Source organism: Pseudomonas sp. FP2300, assembly GCF_030687595.1.
Classification (GTDB): Bacteria; Pseudomonadota; Gammaproteobacteria; order Pseudomonadales; family Pseudomonadaceae; genus Aquipseudomonas; species Aquipseudomonas bijieensis.
Genome location: NZ_CP117440.1, coordinates 5,335,279 through 5,356,894, shown reverse-complemented (window position 1 = coordinate 5,356,894; position 21,616 = coordinate 5,335,279). Strand labels below are relative to the sequence as shown.

Sequence of the window (21,616 nt, the reverse complement as noted above, 5' to 3'; positions counted from 1 at the left end):
TTTCCGTTACAATGCGTCACCGTGTCGACAACTTACGTCGCAAAGTTTTAAGCCGAGGTGCTCCATGGATATCATCGAAACGATTAAAGACCAGATTGCCAACAACACCATCCTGCTTTACATGAAAGGCTCGCCGAACGCGCCACAGTGCGGTTTCTCGGCCAAGGCCGCTCAGGCTGTGATGGCGTGTGGCGAGAAGTTTGCCTACGTGGACATCCTGCAGAACCCGGAAATCCGCGCCAACCTGCCCAAGTACGCCAACTGGCCAACCTTCCCACAACTATGGGTTGGCGGTGAGCTGATCGGCGGTAGCGACATCATGACCGAGATGGCCGCTGATGGCTCGTTGCAAGCCACGATCAAGGAAGCGGTAGAAAAAGCGGCGGCGAACAAGACCGAAGCCTGATCCATGGAAGTCGGTTCACCACACCGGTTGTGATGAACACGAAACCTTGTGGGAGCGAGCCTGCTCGCGATAGCGGTGTGTCAGTCAGCAGTTTTTTACCTGAACCACCGCTATCGCGAGCAGGCTCGCTCCCACAGTGGTTTTGGGTAGGCCTGGAATCCAGGCAATAAAAAGCCCCGCCTCTCGAAAGAGGGCGGGGCTTTTTAGTGGTTTGCTTTCGGGGAAGCTTATTCTTCACCCATCTGCGATTGCAGGTAATTCTCAAGACCGACTTTGTCGATCAGGCCCAGTTGGGTTTCCAGCCAGTCGATATGCTCTTCCTCGGATTCGAGGATATCTTCCAGCAGTTCACGGCTACCGAAATCGCCAACGCTTTCGCAATGGGCGATGGCGGCCTTCAGGTCGGCGTGGCCGGTGCGCTCGATACGCAGGTCGCACTCCAGCATTTCCCGGGTGTGTTCGCCGATGTGCAACTTGCCCAGATCCTGGACGTTCGGCAGGCCTTCGAGGAACAGGATGCGCTTGATCAGTTTGTCCGCGTGTTTCATCTCGTCGATGGATTCGTGGTACTCGTGCTTGCCCAGCTTGTTCAGGCCCCAATCCTCGTACATGCGCGCATGCAGGAAGTACTGGTTGATCGCGACCAGCTCATTGCCGAGGATCTTGTTGAGATGCTGGATGACTGTAATGTCGCCTTTCATGATGAGACCTGCCCTGTAATAGCTGTATATAGGGCAGAGTTTGAGCCGCACATTTACGGGTGTCAAACCTAAGTTATTGAATAATAAATGAAAATTAATCGGAATAAGAATGTTTGTGTTCCGCGTCTGGACGCTAAGCAATTGATTTACAGGCATAAAAAAACCGGACATTGAGTCCGGCTCCTTGAAAACTGTTTTTTACGCGGCGGTAAATTCTACCGGGTAGGGGATCGAGGCCTGTGCCGTTTGCACCTTGGCGAGGGTTTCGCGAACCACTTCCTTGGCCAGGCACGCACATTTACCGCATTGGCTGGCTACGCCGGTGGCCTGACGGACTTCGCGATAGCTGCAGCAACCTTCGTAGATCGCTTCGCGGATTTGTCCGTCGGTGACGCCAGTGCAGAGGCATACATACATAAGTTAGAACCGTCGCTGGTTGTGACTCAATTGAGACGGATCTTAATGTTAACGAGAATGATTGTCAAAGTGGTTTCTGAAAACCTTTTGCCAGAGCGACGCCTGGCTGACGAACGGTTTGTACCCCGGCCAGTGACGTGTCATGAAATGCTACAGCGATTTTTCAATACCGCCGAAAAACCGTTGAAGACAGCCCAAATTCGCGGTGTATGATGGTCGGCCCTTGCAAGCGGGTTCGTGTCACAGGGCTGTCGCCTGAGGGTGGCAGGCTGGCCCGGACCTTGTTTTCACGCTATTACATCAGGAGATATCCAATGAGCGTACTCGTAGGCAAACAAGCCCCAGACTTTACCGTTCCAGCCGTGCTCGGCAACGGCGAAATCGTCGACAGCTTCACCCTGTCCTCGGCCATCAAAGGCAAATACGGCCTGGTGTTCTTCTATCCGCTGGACTTCACCTTCGTCTGCCCGTCCGAACTGATCGCACTGGATCACCGCATGGACGACTTCAAGGCCCGCAACGTTGAAGTGGTTGCCGTTTCGATCGACTCGCACTTCACCCACAACGCCTGGCGCAACACCCCGATCAACAATGGCGGTATCGGCCAGGTGAAATACACCATGGCTGCCGACATGAAGCACGAAATCGCCAAGGCCTACGACGTTGAGTCCGAAGGTGGCGTGGCTTTCCGTGGCGCGTTCCTGATTGACGACAAAGGTGTTGTCCGTTCGCAGATCATCAACGACCTGCCGCTGGGCCGTAACATGGAAGAGCTGATCCGTCTGGTCGACGCGCTGCAATTCCACGAAGAGCACGGCGAAGTGTGCCCGGCCAACTGGAAAAAAGGCGACAAGGGCATGAACGCATCGCCTGAAGGCGTGGCTGCTTACCTGAGCGAGAACGGCGACAAGCTGTAAGCGCACCCAGGCATAAAAAAACCGGCCCTCGATAGGGCCGGTTTTTTTATGGGTGTTTCTAGTTGGAGCATGGATCCCGTGGCGAGGGAGCTTGCTCCCGCTCGATTGCGCAGCAATCGCAAAAAAGGGCCGTTTCGCAGCCCAGCGGGAGCAAGCTCCCTCGCCACAAGAGCCACAAGCTTGGATCTGGCGCCGATGTCAGTCGTCGAAATCCTGCCAGCCACCCATCTGTTTCCAGCGGTTGACGATGCCGCAGAACAGCTCGGCGGTCTTCTCGGTGTCATAGCGGGCCGAGTGGGCTTCGCGGCCATCGAAATCGATGTCGGCCGCCTGGCACGCCTTGGCCAGGACGGTCTGGCCGTATGCCAGGCCAGCCAGGGTCGCGGTGTCGAAGCTGGAGAACGGGTGGAACGGGTTGCGCTTCATGTCCAGGCGCGCGACAGCGGCGTTGAGGAAGCCCAGGTCGAAGCTGCTGTTGTGGCCGACCAGGATCGCTCGCTTGCAACCGTTGGCCTTCAGCGCCTTGCGCACGCCACGGAAGATGTCGGTCAGGGCCGTTTCTTCGCTGACCGCCATGCGCAGCGGGTGATCGAGCTTGATCCCGGTAAACTCCAGGGCCGCCGCTTCGATGTTGGCGCCTTCGAACGGTTCGACACGGAAGAAATAGGTGTGGTCAGGGAACACGAAGCCTTTTTCGTCCATGCCAATGGTGGTCGCGGCGATTTCCAGCAAGGCGTCGGTGGCGGAGTTGAAACCGCCGGTTTCTACATCGACGACGACCGGCAGATAACCCCGGAAGCGGGCTGCCATGGGATGACGGGCGCCGCCCGAACCACCATTGCCGTCCAGTTCGTCGTCGAAATGATCTTCACTCACGCGTTTTCCTCCAGCAGGCGCCAGCGCAGTTTTTCACCGGCGCGCAGCGGGATGACAGTCAGCTCGCCGAAAGGCAGGCTGGCGGGGGCGGTCCATTCGTCGCGGACCAGGGTAATACTGTCGGTGTTCACCGGCAGGCCATAGAAACGCGGGCCATGCAGGCTGGCGAAGCCTTCGAGTTTGTCCAGCGCATTGCGCTGTTCGAACGCCTCGGCATACATCTCGATGGCGGCATAGGCGGTGTAGCAGCCGGCGCAACCGCAGGCCGCTTCCTTGGCGTGACGGGCGTGGGGCGCCGAGTCGGTGCCGAGGAAAAACTTGGTGCTGCCGCTGGTGGCGGCGTCGAGCAAGGCTTCCTGGTGGGTATTGCGCTTGAGGATCGGCAGGCAATAGAAGTGCGGCCGGATCCCGCCCACCAGCATGTGGTTGCGGTTGTACAGCAGGTGATGGGCAGTAATGGTCGCGCCAACGTTGGCCGGAGCCTCGTTGACGAACTGCACGGCATCGCCGGTGGTGATGTGTTCGAACACCACCTTGAGGGTCGGGAAGCGCTCCACGACGCGGCGCATGTGCTCGTCGATGAAGATTTTCTCGCGGTCGAACACGTCGACGTCGCCCCGGGTGACTTCACCGTGGATCAACAACGGCATGCCGACTTCGGCCATGGCCTCCAGCGCCGGGAAGATCTTGTCGATGCTGGTGACGCCGGAATCGGAGTTGGTGGTCGCGCCGGCAGGGTACAGCTTGGCGGCGTGGACGAAGCCGCTGGCCTTGGCGTCGCGAATCTCTTCGGGCTGGGTGCGGTCGGTGAGGTACAGCACCATCAGCGGTTCGAAGCGGCTGCCAGCCGGGCGTGCGTCGAGGATGCGCTGGCGATAGCCGTCGGCCTCGGCGGCGTTGCGCACGGGCGGAACCAGGTTCGGCATGATGATTGCGCGCCCGAAGGTGCGCGCGACATCGGCGACGGTATGGGTCAACACAGCACCATCGCGAAGATGAATATGCCAGTCGTCGGGACGCAGCAGGGTCAGGCGGTCAGACATTGGGGGGCTTCCAGGCGGGTCAAACTCTGGGGAATGCTACCGGAAAAGACCGATTCAGGCACCCGCTATCAAGTTCTGCCGCAACTTACCGATAGCTCCTACAGGTGTGCCACGAATCCGTGCAGTGCCCCGGACAGGCGTCATGCCCCAGGCATGCGTCGATCTTTGTATAAAAGTCAGTGGAGCCTCCCGTGCGCCAGCGTTATCTAGCCTTGCTCAGTGTGTTTGCCAGCCTTCCCGCCATGGCGCTCACTTTCCAGACCCGTCTGGAGAGCATTGAGTGGACGGTCGAAGGCGACAAGTTCGAGTGCCGGCTGAGCCAGCCGATCACCGATTTCGGCAGCGGCGAGTTCGTGCGTCGGGCGGGCGAGCAGGCCACGTTCCGCCTCAAGACCTACAACCCGATGCTTGGCGGCGGTTCGGCAACCTTGCTGGCGGCCGCCGCGCCGTGGCAACCGGGGCGAGGCGATATCAACCTGGGTTCGGTCAGGATCGGCAGCGGCGATGTGCTGTTCAACAGCTCCCAGGTCCAGGCCGGCCGGTTGATCAGTGGCCTGATGGAAGGTCGCAGCCCCGTGGTGCGCCGCAACACCGAGGACGGACGGGTCTCGGAAGTGCGCCTGCTGCCGGTGCGTTTCAGCAAGGCTTTCAATGACTATCAAGGTTGCGTGGCGAAACTGTTGCCAAAGAATTTCGAGCAGGTGAAGCAGACCCAGATCGGCTTCCCCGGCGAAGAAGTCGAACTCGATGCCCATGCCAAGGCACAGTTGCAGGTGATGCTCGACTTCATCAAGGCTGATCCAAGCGTTAATCATGTAGAGCTTGACGGCCACTCCGACAACAGCGGCAATCGCCTGACCAACCGTGAGCTGTCGCGCCGCCGCGCCCTGGCAGTTCAGGATTTCTTCAAGGCCAATGGCTTCCAGGAATCGCAGATTACCCTGCGCTTCCACGGCGAGCGTTATCCCCTGGTACCCAATACCAACGCCGCCAACCGCGCCAAGAATCGTCGCGTGGTCGTGCGCCTGGAGCGTGTGGCGCCGACTGAAGTACCGGCACCCCAGGCCCCGGCGGCGCAGCCGGCGGCTCCTGCGGCGCCCGCCAAGGTTCCGGCGCCGGTCGCCGCACCAGCCAAGGCGCCCGCTCCGGCGACTGCGCGCACGTCCTGATTCGATTTTGACCGTCGCGCTCTCGACATAATCTGTCGCTTCGTCGTCATAAGCTGTCGCGCCTCTGTAAATTATCCGCGCTGGACGTTAGACTTCCCGGCTTTCCGTACAACCCGTGGAGTGATGGCATGGCGGACGTAAACAAGGTCGTTCTGGCGTATTCCGGCGGCCTGGACACTTCGGTGATCCTCAAGTGGCTGCAGGACACTTATAACTGCGAAGTGGTGACCTTCACCGCTGACCTGGGACAGGGCGAGGAAGTCGAGCCTGCACGCGCCAAGGCCCAGGCCATGGGCGTCAAAGAGATCTACATCGATGACCTGCGCGAAGAGTTCGTCCGCGACTTCGTGTTCCCGATGTTCCGCGCCAATACCGTTTACGAAGGTGAGTACCTGCTGGGTACCTCCATCGCCCGTCCGTTGATCGCCAAGCGCCTGATCGAAATCGCCAACGAAACCGGCGCCGACGCCATTTCCCATGGCGCCACCGGCAAGGGCAACGACCAGGTGCGTTTCGAGCTGGGTGCCTATGCCCTCAAGCCTGGCGTTAAAGTCATTGCCCCATGGCGTGAGTGGGACTTGCTGTCCCGTGAAAAACTGATGGACTACGCCGAGAAGCACGCGATTCCGATCGAGCGCCACGGCAAGAAGAAATCCCCGTACTCGATGGACGCCAACCTGCTGCACATCTCCTATGAAGGCGGCGTGCTGGAAGACACCTGGACCGAGCACGAAGAAGACATGTGGCGCTGGACCGTCTCCCCGGAGAAGGCCCCCGATACCCCGCAGTACCTGGAGCTGACCTATCGCAACGGCGATATCGTCGCACTGGACGGCGTTGAGATGAGCCCGGCCACCGTGCTGGCGACCCTGAACCGCATCGGTGGCGAACACGGCATCGGTCGCCTGGACATCGTCGAGAACCGCTATGTGGGCATGAAGTCCCGTGGCTGCTACGAAACTCCCGGCGGCACCATCATGCTGCGCGCCCACCGGGCGATCGAATCGATCACCCTGGACCGCGAAGTGGCTCACCTCAAAGACGAGTTGATGCCCAAGTATGCAAGCCTGATCTACACCGGCTACTGGTGGAGCCCTGAGCGTCTGATGCTGCAACAGATGATCGACGCCTCCCAGACCAACGTGAACGGTGTCGTGCGCCTGAAGTTGTACAAGGGCAACGTGATCGTGACCGGGCGCAAGTCCGACGACTCGCTGTTCGATGCCAACATCGCGACCTTCGAAGAAGACGGCGGTGCCTACAACCAGGCCGACGCGGCCGGCTTCATCAAGCTCAACGCCCTGCGCATGCGCATCGCGGCGAACAAGGGTCGCAAGCTGTTCTGACCCTGGCGAGATGAAAAAGCGGCCTGCCATGAGCAGGCCGTTTTTTTGCCCCTTTTTGGCGTGTGCGGGCTTTGCTGCTGCGCGGCCCTTGATCGTTCATTCATCCTGCCCGTGGGCTGCCGGGTCTGCGTTGCTGTAGATGACGTATACGACGATGCGGGTGTGCTTCAAATGTCTTGATCGACAGGTCTCGCTCAGGCGTTCCGATTGGCCGCATAGGAGACAAGGGGAGGCTGGTTCGCGCCTGCGTCGATGAAGGCGTTTTAGCAGCTCTTTGATTTTATCCGCCCGACGTAGCAGTCGTTTGTGCCGGCAGGGCGAGTCAACCATGGTCTTTAAAAAGTGTTTGTTCTTGCGAAAATCCGAGGGTGAATACAGGGAGCGATAATTGAAGTTGAGCGTTATGAAAAAAAGCAGCAATAGATAAAAAGGGAAGCTGATCAGGAACCAGAGGTAATACTCACGATCCTGGTCATCCAGGAATGGCAAGGAAATCGCCGCGGAAGTTTCGGACAAAGTAGCGAATATGGCGATGAGGGTCATAGGGTTGGTTATGGTCTTCGAAGGTTTGTTCATGGTTAATGCTCATGGAATATTTATGCTCGGTGAATAGGCTGGAAAGTGGTTATTAAGATATAGGCGCAATCGCAGCGGCTGCCGATGATGGATGTCGGATGCCAAGCTATTTTATATATGAATTTTTCTTCTTGAAGTGAGCGAGAGGCAGTTTTAACAGTAAATAATTCAGTTACTCTTTATGATTGAAAAGCTTTTTAATGGGCTGCCTGTCGGTGGGCGTCACGGTAAAAGAGCGAATTGTTCACAGGGTTACCGGATTGTTAAGAAAGGTCCATTCTTCTCTGTAGAAAAATTCACGACACATTTTTTCCTGGAGAATTTGTAGGATTTTTCTGTATAGCTTGTAGGTTCTGTCTCTCGGTGCGAGCGTTCAGGGGGGGGCGGCATGCCAAGGTAGAAATGACTAGGCTATTGTGCGTGCTCTAAAAATTCGAACAGCGAAGTTGGATTTGCCCATGAATAAAGTGCTGATCGTGGATGATCATCCCGTCATTCGTCTTGCTGTACGTTTGCTGATGGAGCGTCATGGTTATGAAGTCGTTGCCGAAACCGATAATGGCGTCGATGCGTTACAACTTGCTCGCGAACTTATGCCCGATATCGTCATTCTCGATATCGGTATTCCCAAGCTGGACGGATTGGAGGTCATTGCCCGTCTGGCGGCTATTCCTTCATCGATGAAGGTGCTGGTGCTGACTTCCCAGGCACCGGGACATTTTTCGATGCGCTGCATGCAGACGGGGGCGGCCGGGTATGTATGCAAGCAACAGGATCTTACTGAGTTACTGAGTGCAATCAAGGCAGTACTGTCCGGTTACAGTTACTTCCCCAACCAGGCCTTGCATACGGTACGGTCGAGTCTGGGCAATGCCAGTGAGTCGGATATGGTCGACCGATTATCGGGGCGGGAAATGATGGTCTTGCAACAACTGGCTCGCGGTAAGACCAACAAGGAGATTGCCGATGGAATGTTCTTGAGCAACAAGACCGTCAGTACCTACAAGACACGCTTATTGTTGAAGCTCAATGCCCGTTCCCTGGTCGACCTGATCGAACTGGCGCAGCGTAATGGGTTGGTGTGAGTTTTCGGGTCACGCGTACTCAGTAAAAAGCCTCCATCAGGGAGGCTTTTACGTGTCAGAGGTCAAAGTCGTAATCGGCCAGTTGCTTCTGCAGACGGCGCTCTTCCAGCAGGTTATCAATGGTGCGGCGCTTGCTCAGGTTGGTTTTCGCCACTTCCACGACCACAGGTTCAACGTCGTCGGCCTCAACGGCGATGAATTCGTCTTCTACATCCAGTTGTTCTTTGCCAGTACTCATGGGTTCGACTCCAGGCTAAGACTGCCATTGGCGCTCCTTATATCGATAAACCACGGGCGGGTAAAAAAGATTTTTTCAATCGGTTGATCGATAAAATCAATAGCGCCTCAATCGTCGGAGGTCTTGTGCTTGTATTCGCATAAGTCTTCGATTCGACAGCTGCCACAGCGGGGCTTGCGCGCCAGGCAGACGTAGCGTCCGTGAAGGATGAGCCAGTGATGGGAGTCCAGCAGGAATTCCTTGGGGACGAATTTCATCAATTTCTTCTCGACCTCCACCACGTTTTTGCCGGGGGCCAGCCCGGTGCGGTTGCTGACACGGAAAATGTGGGTGTCGACCGCCATGGTCAACTGCCGAAACGCGGTGTTGAGTACGACGTTGGCGGTTTTGCGGCCCACGCCCGGAAGGGCTTCGAGCGCTTCACGGGTCTGTGGGACCTCACTGGCGTGGCGCTCGATCAACAGGCGGCAGGTCTCGATTACGTTTTTGGCCTTGCTGTTGAATAGCCCGATGGTCTTGATGTACTCGGACAGTCCCTCGACGCCCAGGGCATAGATCGCCTCTGGCGTATTGGCCACCGGGAAAAGTTTGGCCGTGGCTTTGTTGACGCCGACGTCGGTGGACTGGGCCGAGAGGATGACCGCGATCAGCAACTCGAACGGCGAGGAATAGGCCAGTTCGGTCTTTGGTTCCGGGTTGTCCTCGTGAAAGCGACGAAATATTTCCAGGCGTTTTGCGGCGTTCATGGGCGCGGCGTTTCCTCGATAGTTGAAGGGGGAGTGTCAGCCGTCCAAGCCTGTCGGGCCGCCAACAGCAGCCCAAGCAGAATGAACCCGCCTGGGGCGAGCAAGGCCAGGGGAAGGCTGCTGCCGATCAGCCCACGCACGGCGCCCAGGCTGATCATCAAGAGACCGAACAGCCCAACCAGCCTCAGGCGCCCAAGCCAGCGAGACTCAACGAAGAATCCCTCATGCTCCAGCGCCACGCAGCTCAGGGCGATCCAGCCAACGTAAAGGCTCAACGGACGGTACAGTTCCAGCGCCCAGGCCTGGACGATAAAGCCCGTGCAGGTGGTCAGGGTCGCGGCCAGCACGATGGAGGCGAGCAGCCGTTGACGGGTTGTCAGGCGCTGCCGGACAAGCCCCATCGTCAAACCATGGCTGAAGAGAATCAAGGCCCAGGCCAGCCACAACCCCAGCGCGCCGACCAGCGAATGACTCGCGCCGATCAATGGGACGAGCAGCAGGCCGTGTGTCAGCCCCCATGGTTTATTCATTCGCCGCCACCCCCGTCAACTGAGCCTTGTGCTCGTCGAAGTAACGCAGCGCATCGTGCACAGCCTGCAGGACCGCCCGGGATGTCACTGTCGCGCCTGCCAGTTGATCAAATTGCCCCTGGTCCTTTTTCAAGGCCCAGCCGCTGTCTTCAGGCGCTTGACGTGATTTACCGGTGAAAGTCTGCAGCCAGGCGTTCGGCCAACCGGCAATCGCCGCGCCCAACCCGCGTGTTTCGGATTGGCGCAGGGTCTTGACGCCCAGCAACCGGCCCTGTGGATCGATGGCGATCAGCAATTCGATGCTGCCTTCATAGCCCTGCGCCTGGCTACGTAGCAGCACGGCGCTGGGCTGGCCGCTGCGGGTCGCCAGGTAGCCGCCCAGCAGCGTGCTGTGAGCCAAGGTCACCGAGGCTGGGACAATGGGGTGCGCCAACGGCTGGTTGTCATAGCGGTCAGTGGGCAGCACCTCGAGCAAGGCTCTGTTCGCCAACGCTTGCCGCTGGGCCTCGATGCGCCCGGCCGTGCCGAGGTGAGTGAGGTAAGTGGCACCAACGCCCAGGCCGATCACCAGGATCAGGATTGCCACGCCGCCGCGATTATTCATGTCAGTGGCCGCCGTTGTCGCGCTTCGGCAAACCGGTCCAGTGCCGGTACTCCGAGGTTCATCAGCAACACCGCGAACGCCACGCCGTCCGGGTAACCAGCCCAGGTACGGATCAGATAGACCAGCAACCCCATACCTGCGCCAAACAGCAGGCGAGCGAGAGGGGCCTTGGCCCCCGAGACCGGTTCGGTCGCGATAAAAAACGCGCCGAGCATGGTTGCGCCGGTGAACAGGTGAAACAGCGGCGAGCCATGGGAGTCGGAACCCGAACCGTTCCAGCACAACAGGCTGACGATGGACAGGCTCGCCAGCATGCCCACCGGGGCATGCCAACTGAACACCCGCTGTTGCAGCAGAAACAGACCGCCCGCCAGGAAGGCCAGGTTGATCCATTCGACACCACTGCCACCGAAACGCCCGAAGGCCGGATCGTTGGCGAACAGTTCATCGATGGTCAGGCTCGTGTTGGTCCGCAGGCTGTCCAGCGCGGTTGCTCCGGCCCAGGCATCGGGCGTCGGGTGAGTGCCGAATACCTGCTGCAAGCCTTCAAGCAGGCCCATGGCATGGAGCGCCGGCCATTGGCTCATATGGGAGGGAAACGCCACCAACACCACGGCGTACCCAAGCATCGCCGGGTTGAACGGGTTGCTGCCGACGCCGCCCCACAGGTGCTTGCCGAACAGCAAGGCGCAGGCGGCCGCAGTCACGGTCAGCCACCAGGGGCAATAGGCCGGCAAGGCCAGGGCCAGCAGTGTGGCGCTAACCAGCGCGCTGCCATCGTTCAGCTCAGGTTTGAAGGGTCTGCCCCGTAAACGCAGTACCAACGCTTCGACTGCCAGCGCAGTGAGACCGGACAACAGCAGGTTGAGCAGCACGCCCCAGCCATGGAACCACAGCAATGCCAGCAGGCCGGGCAGTGTCGCCAGCAACACACGCGTCATCGCTTGGCGCAGCCGTTCATCCACGGGCTCAGGAAGCGGCATGGGCGTCCACCTGGCGTTCGGCATCCTTCACCGCTTGTTCCAATGCCCGCAGTTGTTCATCCGATACCGTAGCCGCCCGGGCCTTGCTGAGTTCGGCGCGGCGCATCGCCAGTTGGATCTTGGCTCGCTTCAGCTCGGCGCTGTTCGCCGGTGCAGGAGCTGGAGCGGTCGAGGGGGTGGCGTTTTCCAGTTGGCTCAGGGCCTGCTCGGCTGCTTCGAACTGACGTTGCAGCACGATCAGTTGCGACTGTTGCTCGAAGGTTGGCGGATGGCCGAACGCTTTCAAGGATTTGTTCAATTGCGCCCGGCTCATGGCCAGGTCGACCTTGGCTTTTTTCAAGGCAGCATCGGCGGTGGCGGCTTTTTGCGCGCGCACGCGCTCCAGTGCGGCTTGTACGGGGTCGAGTGCCTGGCCCTGTTCCTGGGGTTGAGTCTGGGCTGCGCGTTGGTTGCGAGCCAGGCGTTCGGCCTGGCGCTGTTCTTCTTCGCGGCGTAGACGCGTATTGCGCTGTTCGAAGCGGCGCCGGGCGTGGTTGCGCTTGGCGGTTCGCGCCTGTTGCTCTGCGGCGCTGAAGGCCAGGCCGCCGACGATCGGCAGGGTCGCCGTCGGCAGAGGACGCATTTCAATGCAATCGACCGGACAGGGCGCCACGCAAAGATCGCAGCCGGTGCATTCGTCGATGAGGACGGTGTGCATCAGCTTCGCCGCGCCGACAATCGCGTCCACCGGGCAGGCCTGGATGCACTTGGTACAACCGATGCATTCGGCTTCGCGGATAAAGGCAATCTGCGCCGGGGCACTGCCGCGGCTGGTGTCCAGTTCCAATACTGGCACTTTCATCAGCTCGGCCAGGGCGGCGATGGTTTCGCGTCCACCGGGCGGGCATTTGTTGATCGGCTCACCCTGGGCAATGCCTTCGGCGTAGGGCTTGCACCCGGGATGGCCGCACTTGCCGCACTGAGTCTGCGGCAGCAAGGCGTCGATACGTTGAATCAGGCTCATGTTTTGACCAGCCCGCGCAATCCGAGAAAGGCCACCGCCATCAGTCCGGCACTGATCAACTGAATCGGCAGGCCCCGAAAGGGCAGGGGAATATCGTTATTGAAGACGCGTTGGCGCAAATCATCGAACAGGCTCAGCACCAGCCAGAATCCCAGCCCGGCGCCCAGGCTCGTGGCGATGGCATGGCCCAGGCCCCGATCATCCTGGCTGTTGAGTAGCGTGAGGCCGAGGATACCGGCATTTGCGAGCAACAGCGGCCACAGCCCCTCGAACGGCAATGCCGGCAGCCAGCGCGCCAGCCAGTGCAGCAATGGGCCGATCAACAGCACGCTCAAGGACAACCAGGCAAACAGGCGCAGCGATGTCAGGTTTGCCGGGACCAGCAGCCAGTGGTCCAGCAGATAGCCCAAGGCGCCAACCATCAGCATCAGGAACGCCGTCGCCAGGCCCAAGGCGTGCACCTGCTTTCGACCATTGGCCGCCAGCAGCGGATCGACGCCCAGCGGCCAATGCAACACGAGGTTGTTGATCAGTGCAGCGCTGAACAGCGTGAGGACGATTTCGGTCATGGGCGTGTTGGCAACAAAGGGCCTGTTACAAGATTAGGCATTATCCGGCACGCCGGGAGGGCGGGCCAGATATGAAAATCCCACAGCCGCCTGCGAAGCGACTGTGGGATCGGTGCAACAAGCGGTCGCGTTACTTGATCCGCTGGCCCGGCTTGGCGCCGCTGTCGGGGCTCAACAGGTAGATTTCCTCACCACCGGGGCCTGCCGCCATCACCATGCCTTCGGAGATACCGAAGCGCATTTTGCGTGGCTTGAGGTTGGCGATCATCATCGTCAAGCGGCCTTCAAGCTTGGCGGGGTCCGGGTAGGCACTCTTGATGCCGGAGAACACGTTGCGTTGCTCATCGCCAATGTCCAGGGTCAGGCGCAACAGCTTGTCGGCGCCTTCGACGGCCTCGGCCTTGACGATCAGCGCCACGCGCAGGTCAACGGCGGCGAAGGCGTCGAAGTCGATTTCCGGCGACAGCGGGTCCTTGGCCAGTTCGCCGTTCCCGGCCGGCGCGCCGGTATCGGTCTGGCTGGCGGCCAGGTCTTCCTTGGAGGCGTCGGTCATGGCTTGCACCTTGGTGGCGTCGATGCGAGTCATCAACGGCTTGAACTCGTTCAGCTGATGGTTGCTCAGCAGCGTCTGGTGATCGTTCCAGGTCAGCGGCGCGACGTTGAGGAACGCCTCGGCATCGGCGGCCAGCAGCGGCAGCACCGGCTTGAGGAAAATCACCAACTGGCGGAACAGGTTGATGCCCAGGGCGCAGATCGCCTGGACTTCGTCCTGCTTGCCTTCCTGCTTGGCCAGCGACCAGGGCGCCTTGTCGGCGATCCAGGCATTGGCGCGATCGGCCAGGGCCATGATTTCGCGCATGGCGCGGGCAAAGTCGCGGCTCTCATAGGCTTCGGCGATGCTTGGCGCGGCGGCGAGGAAGGCGTCGGTCAACTCCGGCGCGGCATTGCCCGCAACCAGGACACCGGCGTTGCCTTTGTGGATAAAACCGGCGCAACGGCTGGCAATGTTGACTACCTTGCCTACCAGGTCGGAGTTGACCTTCTGCACGAAGTCTTCGAGGTTCAGGTCCAGGTCATCGACGCCACGGCCGAGCTTGGCCGCGTAGTAGTAGCGCAGGTATTCCGGCGACAGGTGGTCCAGGTAGGTCCGGGCCTTGATGAAGGTGCCGCGGGACTTGGACATTTTCTGGCCGTTGACGGTCAGGTAGCCGTGGACATTGATGCCGGTCGGTTTACGGAAGCCCGCGCCTTCGAGCATGGCGGGCCAGAACAGCGCATGGAAGTTGACGATGTCCTTGCCGATGAAGTGGTACAGCTCGGCGGTGGAGTCCTTGCCCCAGAACGCATCGAAGTCCAGCTCCGGCGTGCGGTTGCAGAGGTTCTTGAAACTCGCCATGTAGCCGATCGGTGCGTCCAGCCACACGTAGAAATACTTGCCGGGCTCGTCGGGGATCTCGAAACCGAAGTACGGCGCATCGCGGGAGATGTCCCACTGTTGCAGGCCGGCGTCGAGCCATTCGGCGATCTTGTTGGCCACGGCGTCCTGCAGGGTGCCGCTGCGGGTCCAGGTTTGCAGCATCTGCTGGAAGTCCGGCAGCTTGAAGAAGAAATGCTGGGAGTCCTTGAGCACCGGTGTGGCCCCGGAAATCGCCGATTTCGGGTCCTTCAGGTCGGTCGGTGCGTAGGTGGCGCCACATTTTTCGCAGTTGTCGCCGTACTGGTCCTCGGTGCCGCATTTCGGGCAGGTGCCCTTGATGAAGCGGTCGGCCAGGAACATTTTCTTTTCCGGGTCGAAATACTGGGTGATCGAACGGGTGGCAATGTGCCCGGCGTCACGCAGCTTCAGGTAGATCTGGCTCGACAGCTCACGGTTTTCTTCGGCGTGGGTGGAGTGGAAGTTGTCGAAATCCACCAGGAACTCGGCAAAGTCGGCGCTGTGTTCAGCCTGGACGTTGGCGATCAGTTGTTCCGGGGTGATGCCTTCCTTTTCCGCGCGCAGCATGATGGCCGAACCGTGGGCGTCGTCGGCGCAGACATAAATGCATTGGTTGCCGCGATGCTTCTGGAAGCGCACCCACATATCGGTCTGGATGTATTCCAGCATATGGCCGAGGTGAATCGAACCATTGGCATAGGGCAGGGCGCTGGTGACGAGGATCTTGCGTGGCTCGGACATGGGGCTCGGCTACTTGATGAAACGGAGGTCGGCCACTATAAAGCGCCGGGAAATATATTTCACCCCACTGGCCTGTTTCCGGATGCGTTGTTGGGAGCGGTATAGACACAACCTGTGGCGAGGGGATTTATCCCCGCTGGACTGCGCAGCAGTCCCAAAACATTCGAACCTGACCAGTCTGATTCACCGAAGCGCCAGGTTTTGGGGTCGCTTCGCAACCCAGCGGGGATAAATCCCCTCGCCACAAAAGGTGTTCGCACCGCGGTAATCGGGTCGCCACAACAGCATGCGCGGCGTAGGATAGCGGCCTGTTTTCAAGTCTTGCTATCGGAGTTGCCCATGAGCGCCGTCAATCGCGCAGCGGTGGAAGCCGTCCTTCGCCAGTACACCGACCCCTACCTGAATCAGGACCCGGTCAGCGCCGGATGCGTGCGCACCATCGACATTCAGGGCGATCGCGTCAGCGTCCAGCTGGAAATCGGCTACGCCGCCGATCTGTTCAAGAGCGGTTGGGCGCAGATGCTGCAAATGGCGATCGAGTCCCTGGACGGTGTAGCCAGCGCCAAAGTCGACATCACCAGCGTGATCGCTGCTCACAAGGCCCAGGCGCAGGTACCGGGGCTGGCGAACGTCAAGAATGTCATCGCCGTGGCCTCGGGCAAGGGCGGCGTGGGCAAGTCCACCACCGCCGCCAACCTGGCCCTGGCCCTGGCCCGTGAAGGGGCCAAGGTCGGGATTCTCGACGCGGACATCTACGGCCCGAGCCAGGGCATCATGTTCGGCGTGGCCGAGGGCACCCGGCCCCAGGTCAAGGACCAGAAGTGGTTCGTGCCGATCCAGTCCCATGGCGTGGAAGTCATGTCCATGGCCTTCCTGACCGACGACAACACGCCGATGGTCTGGCGCGGGCCGATGGTTTCCGGTGCCCTGCTGCAACTGGTGACGCAAACCGCCTGGGGTGACCTGGATTACCTGGTGATCGACATGCCGCCAGGAACTGGCGATATCCAGCTGACGCTGGCGCAGAAAGTCCCGGTGGCCGGGGCGGTGATCGTCACCACCCCTCAAGACCTGGCCCTGCTGGACGCGCGCAAGGGCGTGGAAATGTTCCGCAAAGTGAACATCCCGGTGCTGGGCGTGGTGGAAAACATGGCCGTGCACATCTGCTCGAACTGCGGGCATGCCGAGCATCTGTTCGGCGAAGGTGGCGGGGAAAAACTGGCGAGCCAGTACGGCGTCGAACTGCTGGCCTCGCTGCCGTTGTCGATGCTGATCCGCGAACAGGCCGACGGCGGCAAACCCACGGTCATCGCCGAGCCGGACAGCCAGATCGCCATGGTCTATCAGGAGCTGGCCCGCCATGTGGGCGCGCGGATCGTGTTGCAAGAGGCCGCATCACCGGCGATGCCGAACATCACTGTCAGCGACGATTGATGCTGCACAGCAATTTGAGCAGCTAACCAGGCTGCTCCTTTGAAATGCAATCCCTTGTGGGAGCGAGCCTGCTCGCGATAGCGGTATATCAGCCACATCAAGGCTGACTGACCTGACGCGATCGCGAGCAGGCTCGCTCCCACATTGTCCCACATTGATTGTGTGCAGGTTCTTAGATCCGCAACCCGCCATCCATCTCCAGGATCCGACCGGTGTAATAGTCGTTCTCGAAGATGTACGCCGCCGAATGAGCAATCTCCTCGGGCTTGCCCATGCGCTTGAGCGGAATCCCCGAGGTCATTTTTTCCAGGGCTTCGGGCTTCATGCCCAGGGTCATCTCGGTTTCAATGAAGCCCGGTGCGATACCGGCGACACGGATGCCGTAGCGTGCCAGCTCCTTGGCCCAGGTCACGGTGGCGGCGGCCACGCCGGCCTTGGCGGCCGAGTAGTTGGTCTGGCCGACATTGCCGGCGCGGGAAATCGACGAGATATTGATGATGGCGCCACTGTTTTTCAGCTCGACCATTTTCGCCGCCACTTCACGGGTGCACAGGAATACACCGGTCAGGTTGACGTCGATCACGGCCTGCCACTGGGCCAGGCTCATCTTGGTCATTTCGCCGTCCTTGACCTTGAGCAGCAGGCCGTCGCGCAGGATCCCTGCGTTGTTGATCAGGCCGTGGATCGCGCCGAAATCCTCGGCCACCCGAGCAACCATGTCGGTCACTTGTTCTTCATTGGCGACGTTGCACAGGTAGGCACGCGCCTCGACACCCTTGGCTGTGCAGGCGGCAACGGCCTGGTCGAGTTTTTCCTGGTTGAGGTCCACCAAGGCGAGTTTCGCGCCTTTCCCCGCCAGATACTCGGCCATGGAGCGGCCCAAACCCTGGCAACCGCCGGTGATAATGATTACTTTGTCGGTGAGTTGCATTCTCATGTCCAGATGGCGCAGCGGTGAAGGGGACCTTTTGGGAGGCCTCTCGATTTGCGACGGAGTAGCCCGGCTGCACACGAGAACTGTCCCATAGGCGTACCGGAACATTACTCCAGTCGCCTGACCGTTTTCTAGACGGATTTCATAAAAGGAGTCATAAATTGAGCGTTGAAGCTGCCAAGAATGCCCGGGAACTGCTGCTCAAGGAATACCGTGGAGTGCTCGCCACTCATTCCAAATCCATGCCCGGCTTTCCGTTCGGTTCCGTCGTGCCCTATTGCCTGGACGAACAAGGCCGGCCCCTGATCCTGATCAGCCGCATCGCCCAGCACACGCACAATCTGCAAAAAGACCCCAAGTGTTCGATGCTGGTAGGCGAGCGCGGTGCCGAGGATGTGCAGGCCGTGGGGCGCCTGACCTATCTGGCCGAGGCCCGGAAACTCGAAGACGGCGCCGCCATCGAGGCTGCCGCCGAGCGTTACTACCGCTATTTCCCTGACTCGCAGAACTACCACAAGGCCCATGATTTCGATTTCTGGGTGCTCGACCCGGTGCGCCATCGCTACATCGGCGGCTTTGGTGCCATCCACTGGATCGACCAGCTCACCCTGGCCAATCCCTTCGCCGGCAAAGCCGAAGCCAGCATGATCGAGCACATGAACGCCGATCACGCCAAGGCCATTGCTCATTACGTGGAGTTGGCCGGCCTGCCGAAAAGCGAACCGGCGCAATTGGTAGGCATCGACAGCGAAGGCATGCACCTGCGTATCGGCCAGGGCCTGCATTGGCTGGCGTTTGCGACGCCTTGCAACACGCCGACACAAGTGCGCGAAGCCTTGGTTTATCTGGCTCACGCCGAGCAATGGCCGAAAAATGCGCAAGTCGACGCTTGAATTCACGAAAGAACGACGTCATTTAGGTTTTCATAGCAAGGCATTCTTGCGTTGAGGAACCATTTGATGCGCCCTTTTTTGTTGCTCTTTCTGCTGTTCCCGGTGTTGGAGCTGTTCGTATTCGTCAAGGTCAGCGGTGCGATCGGGTTTTTCCCGGCGCTGCTGCTGGTCATTCTCGGCTCGATGCTCGGCGTGTTCGTGCTGCGCATTGCCGGCCTCGCCACAGCGTTGCGGGCTCGTGAAAGCCTGAACCGTGGCGAGCTGCCAGCCCAGACCATGCTCGAAGGCCTGATGCTGGCCTTGGGTGGCGGCCTGTTGATCCTGCCAGGCTTTATCAGCGACGTAGTGGGCCTGGTCATGCTGTTGCCATTCACCCGTCGGATGCTGGCCAATAAAATGCGCCAGCGCGCCGAAGAGCAGGCGATGCGTCAGCGGGCCTTTGCCGATGACCTGCAACCCCGTGGTGGTCCGGCCCCGCGCCAGCCTGTAGGGCGCGAGCCCAATGTGATCGAAGGCGAGTTCGAACACCGGGATTCCAAGTAAAACCCTCGATACGGCGCCTTCGGGCGCCGTGTTCGTTTTGGCTGCGCGAAGTAAAAAAATTTCTCCCCCCGCCCTTGTAATCCACTTGTACGCCCTTATGTAACGGTCACCGCAAGGTTTCCGGTGGTGACACCGGACAGACTTCCGCGGTTCGACTGACGAACCGCACCCGGCTCTGCCGGCTTTGTTAAACCCGCCGGGACTACACCGGCCGATGAAAACCACAATTAGGAGAGATCGACAATGAAGCTTCGTCCTCTGCATGACCGCGTCGTCGTCCGTCGCAGCGAAGAAGAAAAGAAAACCGCTGGCGGTATCGTCCTGCCAGGTTCGGCTGCTGAAAAGCCAAACCAGGGTGAAGTCCTCGCTGTAGGCCCAGGCAAAGCACTGGAAAACGGTGAAGTACGTGCGCTGTCCGTGAAAGTGGGTGACAAGGTTGTTTTCGGCCCTTACTCCGGTAGCAACACTGTGAAAGTTGATGGCGAAGACCTGCTGGTTATCGGCGAGAGCGAAATCCTCGCTGTTATCGAAGGCTGATTCCCCGCTCATTTTTCCGCGACTACAAAGTATTTAAGGAATATCGATCATGGCTGCTAAAGAAGTTAAATTCGGCGATTCCGCCCGCAAGAAAATGCTCGCCGGTGTCAACGTCCTGGCTGACGCAGTAAAAGCGACCCTGGGCCCGAAAGGCCGTAACGTGATCATCGAGAAGAGCTTCGGCGCTCCGACCATCACCAAGGACGGCGTTTCCGTAGCCAAGGAAATCGAGCTCAAGGACCGCTTCGAAAACATGGGCGCGCAACTGGTCAAGGACGTTGCCTCCCGTGCCAACGACGACGCCGGTGACGGCACCACCACCGCTACCGTCCTGGCTCAATCGATCGTCAACGAAGGCCTGAAAGCCGTCGCTGCCGGCATGAACCCGATGGACCTCAAGCGCGGCATCGACAAGGCGACCATCGCCATCGTCAAGGAACTCAAAGGCCTGTCCAAGCCGTGCGCTGACACCAAGGCAATCGCCCAGGTCGGCACCATCTCCGCCAACTCCGACAGCTCCATCGGCGACATCATTGCCGAAGCCATGGAAAAAGTCGGTAAAGAAGGCGTGATCACCGTTGAAGAAGGCTCGGGCCTGGAAAACGAACTGTCGGTTGTAGAAGGCATGCAGTTCGACCGTGGCTACCTGTCCCCGTACTTCGTCAACAAGCCGGACACCATGACCGCCGAGCTCGACGGCCCGCTGATCCTGCTGGTCGACAAGAAGATCTCCAACATCCGCGAAATGCTGCCAGTGCTGGAAGCCGTTGCCAAAGCCGGCCGCCCACTGCTGATCGTGGCCGAAGACGTCGAAGGCGAAGCCTTGGCGACTCTGGTTGTGAACAACATGCGTGGCATCGTTAAAGTCGCAGCCGTCAAGGCTCCTGGCTTCGGCGATCGTCGCAAGGCCATGCTGCAGGACATCGCCGTACTGACCGGCGGTACCGTTATCTCCGAAGAGATCGGCCTGAGCCTGGAAAGCACCACCCTGGAGCACCTGGGTAACGCCAAGCGCGTGATCCTGTCCAAGGAAAACACCACCGTGATCGACGGTGCCGGCGTCGAGGCTGACATCCAGGCTCGCGTTACCCAGATCCGCGCCCAAGTGGCCGAGACTTCGTCCGACTACGACCGTGAAAAACTGCAAGAGCGCCTGGCCAAGCTGTCCGGCGGCGTTGCAGTGATCAAGGTTGGCGCCGGTTCCGAAGTTGAAATGAAAGAGAAGAAAGCCCGCGTTGAAGACGCCCTGCACGCTACTCGCGCAGCCGTTGAAGAAGGCGTGGTACCTGGCGGCGGCGTGGCACTGGTTCGTGCCCTGCAAGCCATCAGCGAACTCAAGGGCGACAACGATGACCAGAACGTGGGCATCCAGTTGCTGCGTCGCGCTGTAGAAGCTCCACTGCGCCAGATCGTTGCCAACTCCGGCGATGAGCCAAGCGTTGTGGTCGACAAGGTCAAGCAGGGTTCGGGTAACTACGGTTACAACGCTGCCACCGGCGAATACGGCGACATGATCGAAATGGGTATCCTGGACCCAGCCAAAGTGACTCGTTCGGCTCTGCAAGCGGCTTCGTCGATTGCCAGCCTGATGATCACCACCGAGGCGATGATCGCTGAAATCAAGGAAGACGCTCCAGCTGGCGGCGGCATGCCAGACATGGGCGGCATGGGTGGCATGGGCGGCATGATGTAAGCCAGCCTTACCCCTGTAGCGAAAAGCCCCGCCTGCGAAAGCAAGCGGGGTTTTTTATTGCCTTGGATTTATCTCAGGCTTGAAGTTGCACCCATCTGTCTCTGTGGGAGCAAAGCTTGCTCGCGATCGCAGTGGGTCAGCTTGCCAGGATGCTGACGCTGCCCTCGCAATCGCGAGCAAGCTTTGCTCCCACAGGG

The 21,616-nt window shown here is 59.7% G+C and carries 23 protein-coding genes and 1 pseudogene; 10 read left to right on the top strand and 14 right to left on the bottom strand.

The window, feature by feature from the left end:
• The first annotated feature begins 64 nt into the window (after positions 1–64).
• A complete protein-coding gene (grxD, locus tag PSH86_RS23750) occupies positions 65–406 on the top strand; it encodes a Grx4 family monothiol glutaredoxin (protein ID WP_003204956.1) in 342 nt (113 codons plus the stop codon).
• Between the two features lie 227 nt (positions 407–633).
• Here grxD and bfr read toward each other — a convergent pair whose 3' ends face one another.
• Together bfr and PSH86_RS23740 are read right to left on the bottom strand one after the other, a co-directional pair.
• Positions 634–1,107 (bottom strand): bacterioferritin, encoded by a 474-nt coding sequence (gene bfr, locus PSH86_RS23745; protein ID WP_109753843.1) that lies wholly within the window; start codon positions 1,105–1,107, stop codon positions 634–636.
• 198 nt (positions 1,108–1,305) lie between these two features.
• Positions 1,306–1,524, bottom strand: a complete 219-nt coding sequence (locus tag PSH86_RS23740) for a bacterioferritin-associated ferredoxin (RefSeq protein ID WP_003178704.1) — start codon at positions 1,522–1,524, stop codon at positions 1,306–1,308.
• A gap of 314 nt (positions 1,525–1,838) precedes the next feature.
• Here PSH86_RS23740 and PSH86_RS23735 point away from each other — a divergent pair, with 314 nt between their 5' ends.
• Complete coding sequence (locus tag PSH86_RS23735) at positions 1,839–2,441, top strand: peroxiredoxin (RefSeq protein WP_122569349.1); 603 nt, start codon at positions 1,839–1,841, stop codon at positions 2,439–2,441.
• A 198-nt stretch (positions 2,442–2,639) separates the two neighbouring features.
• Here PSH86_RS23735 and rnt read toward each other — a convergent pair whose 3' ends face one another.
• Together rnt and pyrC are read right to left on the bottom strand one after the other, a co-directional pair.
• Positions 2,640–3,317 (bottom strand): ribonuclease T, encoded by a 678-nt coding sequence (gene rnt, locus PSH86_RS23730; RefSeq protein WP_109753844.1) that lies wholly within the window; start codon positions 3,315–3,317, stop codon positions 2,640–2,642.
• On the bottom strand, positions 3,314–4,360 hold the full coding sequence (gene pyrC, locus PSH86_RS23725) for a dihydroorotase (RefSeq protein ID WP_109753845.1): 1,047 nt from the start codon (positions 4,358–4,360) through the stop codon (positions 3,314–3,316). The genes rnt and pyrC overlap by 4 nt, the downstream gene beginning before the upstream one ends.
• A gap of 191 nt (positions 4,361–4,551) precedes the next feature.
• Here pyrC and PSH86_RS23720 point away from each other — a divergent pair, with 191 nt between their 5' ends.
• Positions 4,552–5,529, top strand: coding sequence for an OmpA family protein (locus PSH86_RS23720; protein WP_109753846.1), 978 nt, complete (start codon positions 4,552–4,554; stop codon positions 5,527–5,529).
• Between the two features lie 128 nt (positions 5,530–5,657).
• The gene (locus PSH86_RS23715; protein WP_053124536.1) at positions 5,658–6,875 is read left to right on the top strand and encodes an argininosuccinate synthase; all 1,218 of its coding nucleotides are present in this window, start codon (positions 5,658–5,660) and stop codon (positions 6,873–6,875) included.
• Positions 6,876–7,202: 327 nt separating this feature from the next.
• On the opposite strand, the pseudogene PSH86_RS23710 reads toward PSH86_RS23715, so the two are convergent.
• A pseudogene (locus PSH86_RS23710) lies at positions 7,203–7,451 on the bottom strand (hypothetical protein); the annotation flags it as partial.
• A gap of 458 nt (positions 7,452–7,909) precedes the next feature.
• On the opposite strand from PSH86_RS23710, the gene PSH86_RS23705 reads away from it, so the two are divergent.
• On the top strand, positions 7,910–8,536 hold the full coding sequence (locus PSH86_RS23705) for a response regulator transcription factor (RefSeq protein WP_109753848.1): 627 nt from the start codon (positions 7,910–7,912) through the stop codon (positions 8,534–8,536).
• Between the two features lie 55 nt (positions 8,537–8,591).
• Here the strand turns inward: PSH86_RS23705 and PSH86_RS23700 are convergent, their stop codons facing one another.
• The 8 genes from PSH86_RS23700 to metG all read right to left on the bottom strand — a co-directional run bounded on the left by PSH86_RS23700 (position 8,592) and on the right by metG (position 15,385).
• Positions 8,592–8,774: a PA3496 family putative envelope integrity protein gene (locus tag PSH86_RS23700; protein WP_109753849.1), complete on the bottom strand. Its 183-nt coding sequence runs from the start codon at positions 8,772–8,774 to the stop codon at positions 8,592–8,594.
• 107 nt (positions 8,775–8,881) lie between these two features.
• Positions 8,882–9,520, bottom strand: a complete 639-nt coding sequence (gene nth / locus PSH86_RS23695; RefSeq protein WP_109753850.1) for an endonuclease III — start codon at positions 9,518–9,520, stop codon at positions 8,882–8,884.
• Complete coding sequence (locus PSH86_RS23690; RefSeq protein ID WP_109753851.1) at positions 9,517–10,050, bottom strand: Rnf-Nqr domain containing protein; 534 nt, start codon at positions 10,048–10,050, stop codon at positions 9,517–9,519. The genes nth and PSH86_RS23690 overlap by 4 nt, the downstream gene beginning before the upstream one ends.
• On the bottom strand, positions 10,043–10,654 hold the full coding sequence (locus PSH86_RS23685; protein WP_116833309.1) for an RnfABCDGE type electron transport complex subunit G: 612 nt from the start codon (positions 10,652–10,654) through the stop codon (positions 10,043–10,045). Before PSH86_RS23685 ends, PSH86_RS23690 begins: the two co-directional genes overlap by 8 nt.
• The gene (locus PSH86_RS23680) at positions 10,651–11,637 is read right to left on the bottom strand and encodes an RnfABCDGE type electron transport complex subunit D (RefSeq protein WP_109753853.1); all 987 of its coding nucleotides are present in this window, start codon (positions 11,635–11,637) and stop codon (positions 10,651–10,653) included. The genes PSH86_RS23685 and PSH86_RS23680 overlap by 4 nt, the downstream gene beginning before the upstream one ends.
• Positions 11,624–12,640, bottom strand: coding sequence for an electron transport complex subunit RsxB (gene rsxB / locus PSH86_RS23675; protein WP_109753854.1), 1,017 nt, complete (start codon positions 12,638–12,640; stop codon positions 11,624–11,626). The genes PSH86_RS23680 and rsxB overlap by 14 nt, the downstream gene beginning before the upstream one ends.
• Positions 12,637–13,209 carry an Rnf-Nqr domain containing protein gene (locus PSH86_RS23670; RefSeq protein WP_109753855.1) on the bottom strand — a complete coding sequence of 191 codons (573 nt, stop codon included), beginning with the start codon at positions 13,207–13,209 and terminating at the stop codon, positions 12,637–12,639. The genes rsxB and PSH86_RS23670 overlap by 4 nt, the downstream gene beginning before the upstream one ends.
• Before the next feature lie 130 nt (positions 13,210–13,339).
• Positions 13,340–15,385, bottom strand: a complete 2,046-nt coding sequence (gene metG, locus PSH86_RS23665; protein ID WP_305485295.1) for a methionine--tRNA ligase — start codon at positions 15,383–15,385, stop codon at positions 13,340–13,342.
• Positions 15,386–15,724: 339 nt separating this feature from the next.
• Between metG and apbC the strand changes: the two genes are divergently transcribed.
• A complete protein-coding gene (gene apbC, locus PSH86_RS23660; RefSeq protein WP_109753857.1) occupies positions 15,725–16,819 on the top strand; it encodes an iron-sulfur cluster carrier protein ApbC in 1,095 nt (364 codons plus the stop codon).
• Positions 16,820–16,991: 172 nt separating this feature from the next.
• Here the strand turns inward: apbC and PSH86_RS23655 are convergent, their stop codons facing one another.
• Positions 16,992–17,750, bottom strand: coding sequence for an SDR family oxidoreductase (locus PSH86_RS23655; protein WP_109753858.1), 759 nt, complete (start codon positions 17,748–17,750; stop codon positions 16,992–16,994).
• A 164-nt stretch (positions 17,751–17,914) separates the two neighbouring features.
• Between PSH86_RS23655 and PSH86_RS23650 the strand changes: the two genes are divergently transcribed.
• The 4 genes from PSH86_RS23650 to groL all read left to right on the top strand — a co-directional run bounded on the left by PSH86_RS23650 (position 17,915) and on the right by groL (position 21,419).
• Positions 17,915–18,646 carry a HugZ family protein gene (locus PSH86_RS23650; RefSeq protein ID WP_109753859.1) on the top strand — a complete coding sequence of 244 codons (732 nt, stop codon included), beginning with the start codon at positions 17,915–17,917 and terminating at the stop codon, positions 18,644–18,646.
• Between the two features lie 66 nt (positions 18,647–18,712).
• On the top strand, positions 18,713–19,189 hold the full coding sequence (locus tag PSH86_RS23645; RefSeq protein ID WP_109753860.1) for an FxsA family protein: 477 nt from the start codon (positions 18,713–18,715) through the stop codon (positions 19,187–19,189).
• Positions 19,190–19,432: 243 nt separating this feature from the next.
• The gene (locus tag PSH86_RS23640; RefSeq protein ID WP_003178744.1) at positions 19,433–19,726 is read left to right on the top strand and encodes a co-chaperone GroES; all 294 of its coding nucleotides are present in this window, start codon (positions 19,433–19,435) and stop codon (positions 19,724–19,726) included.
• 49 nt (positions 19,727–19,775) lie between these two features.
• Positions 19,776–21,419, top strand: a complete 1,644-nt coding sequence (gene groL / locus PSH86_RS23635; protein ID WP_109753861.1) for a chaperonin GroEL — start codon at positions 19,776–19,778, stop codon at positions 21,417–21,419.
• Positions 21,420–21,616 lie beyond the last annotated feature (197 nt).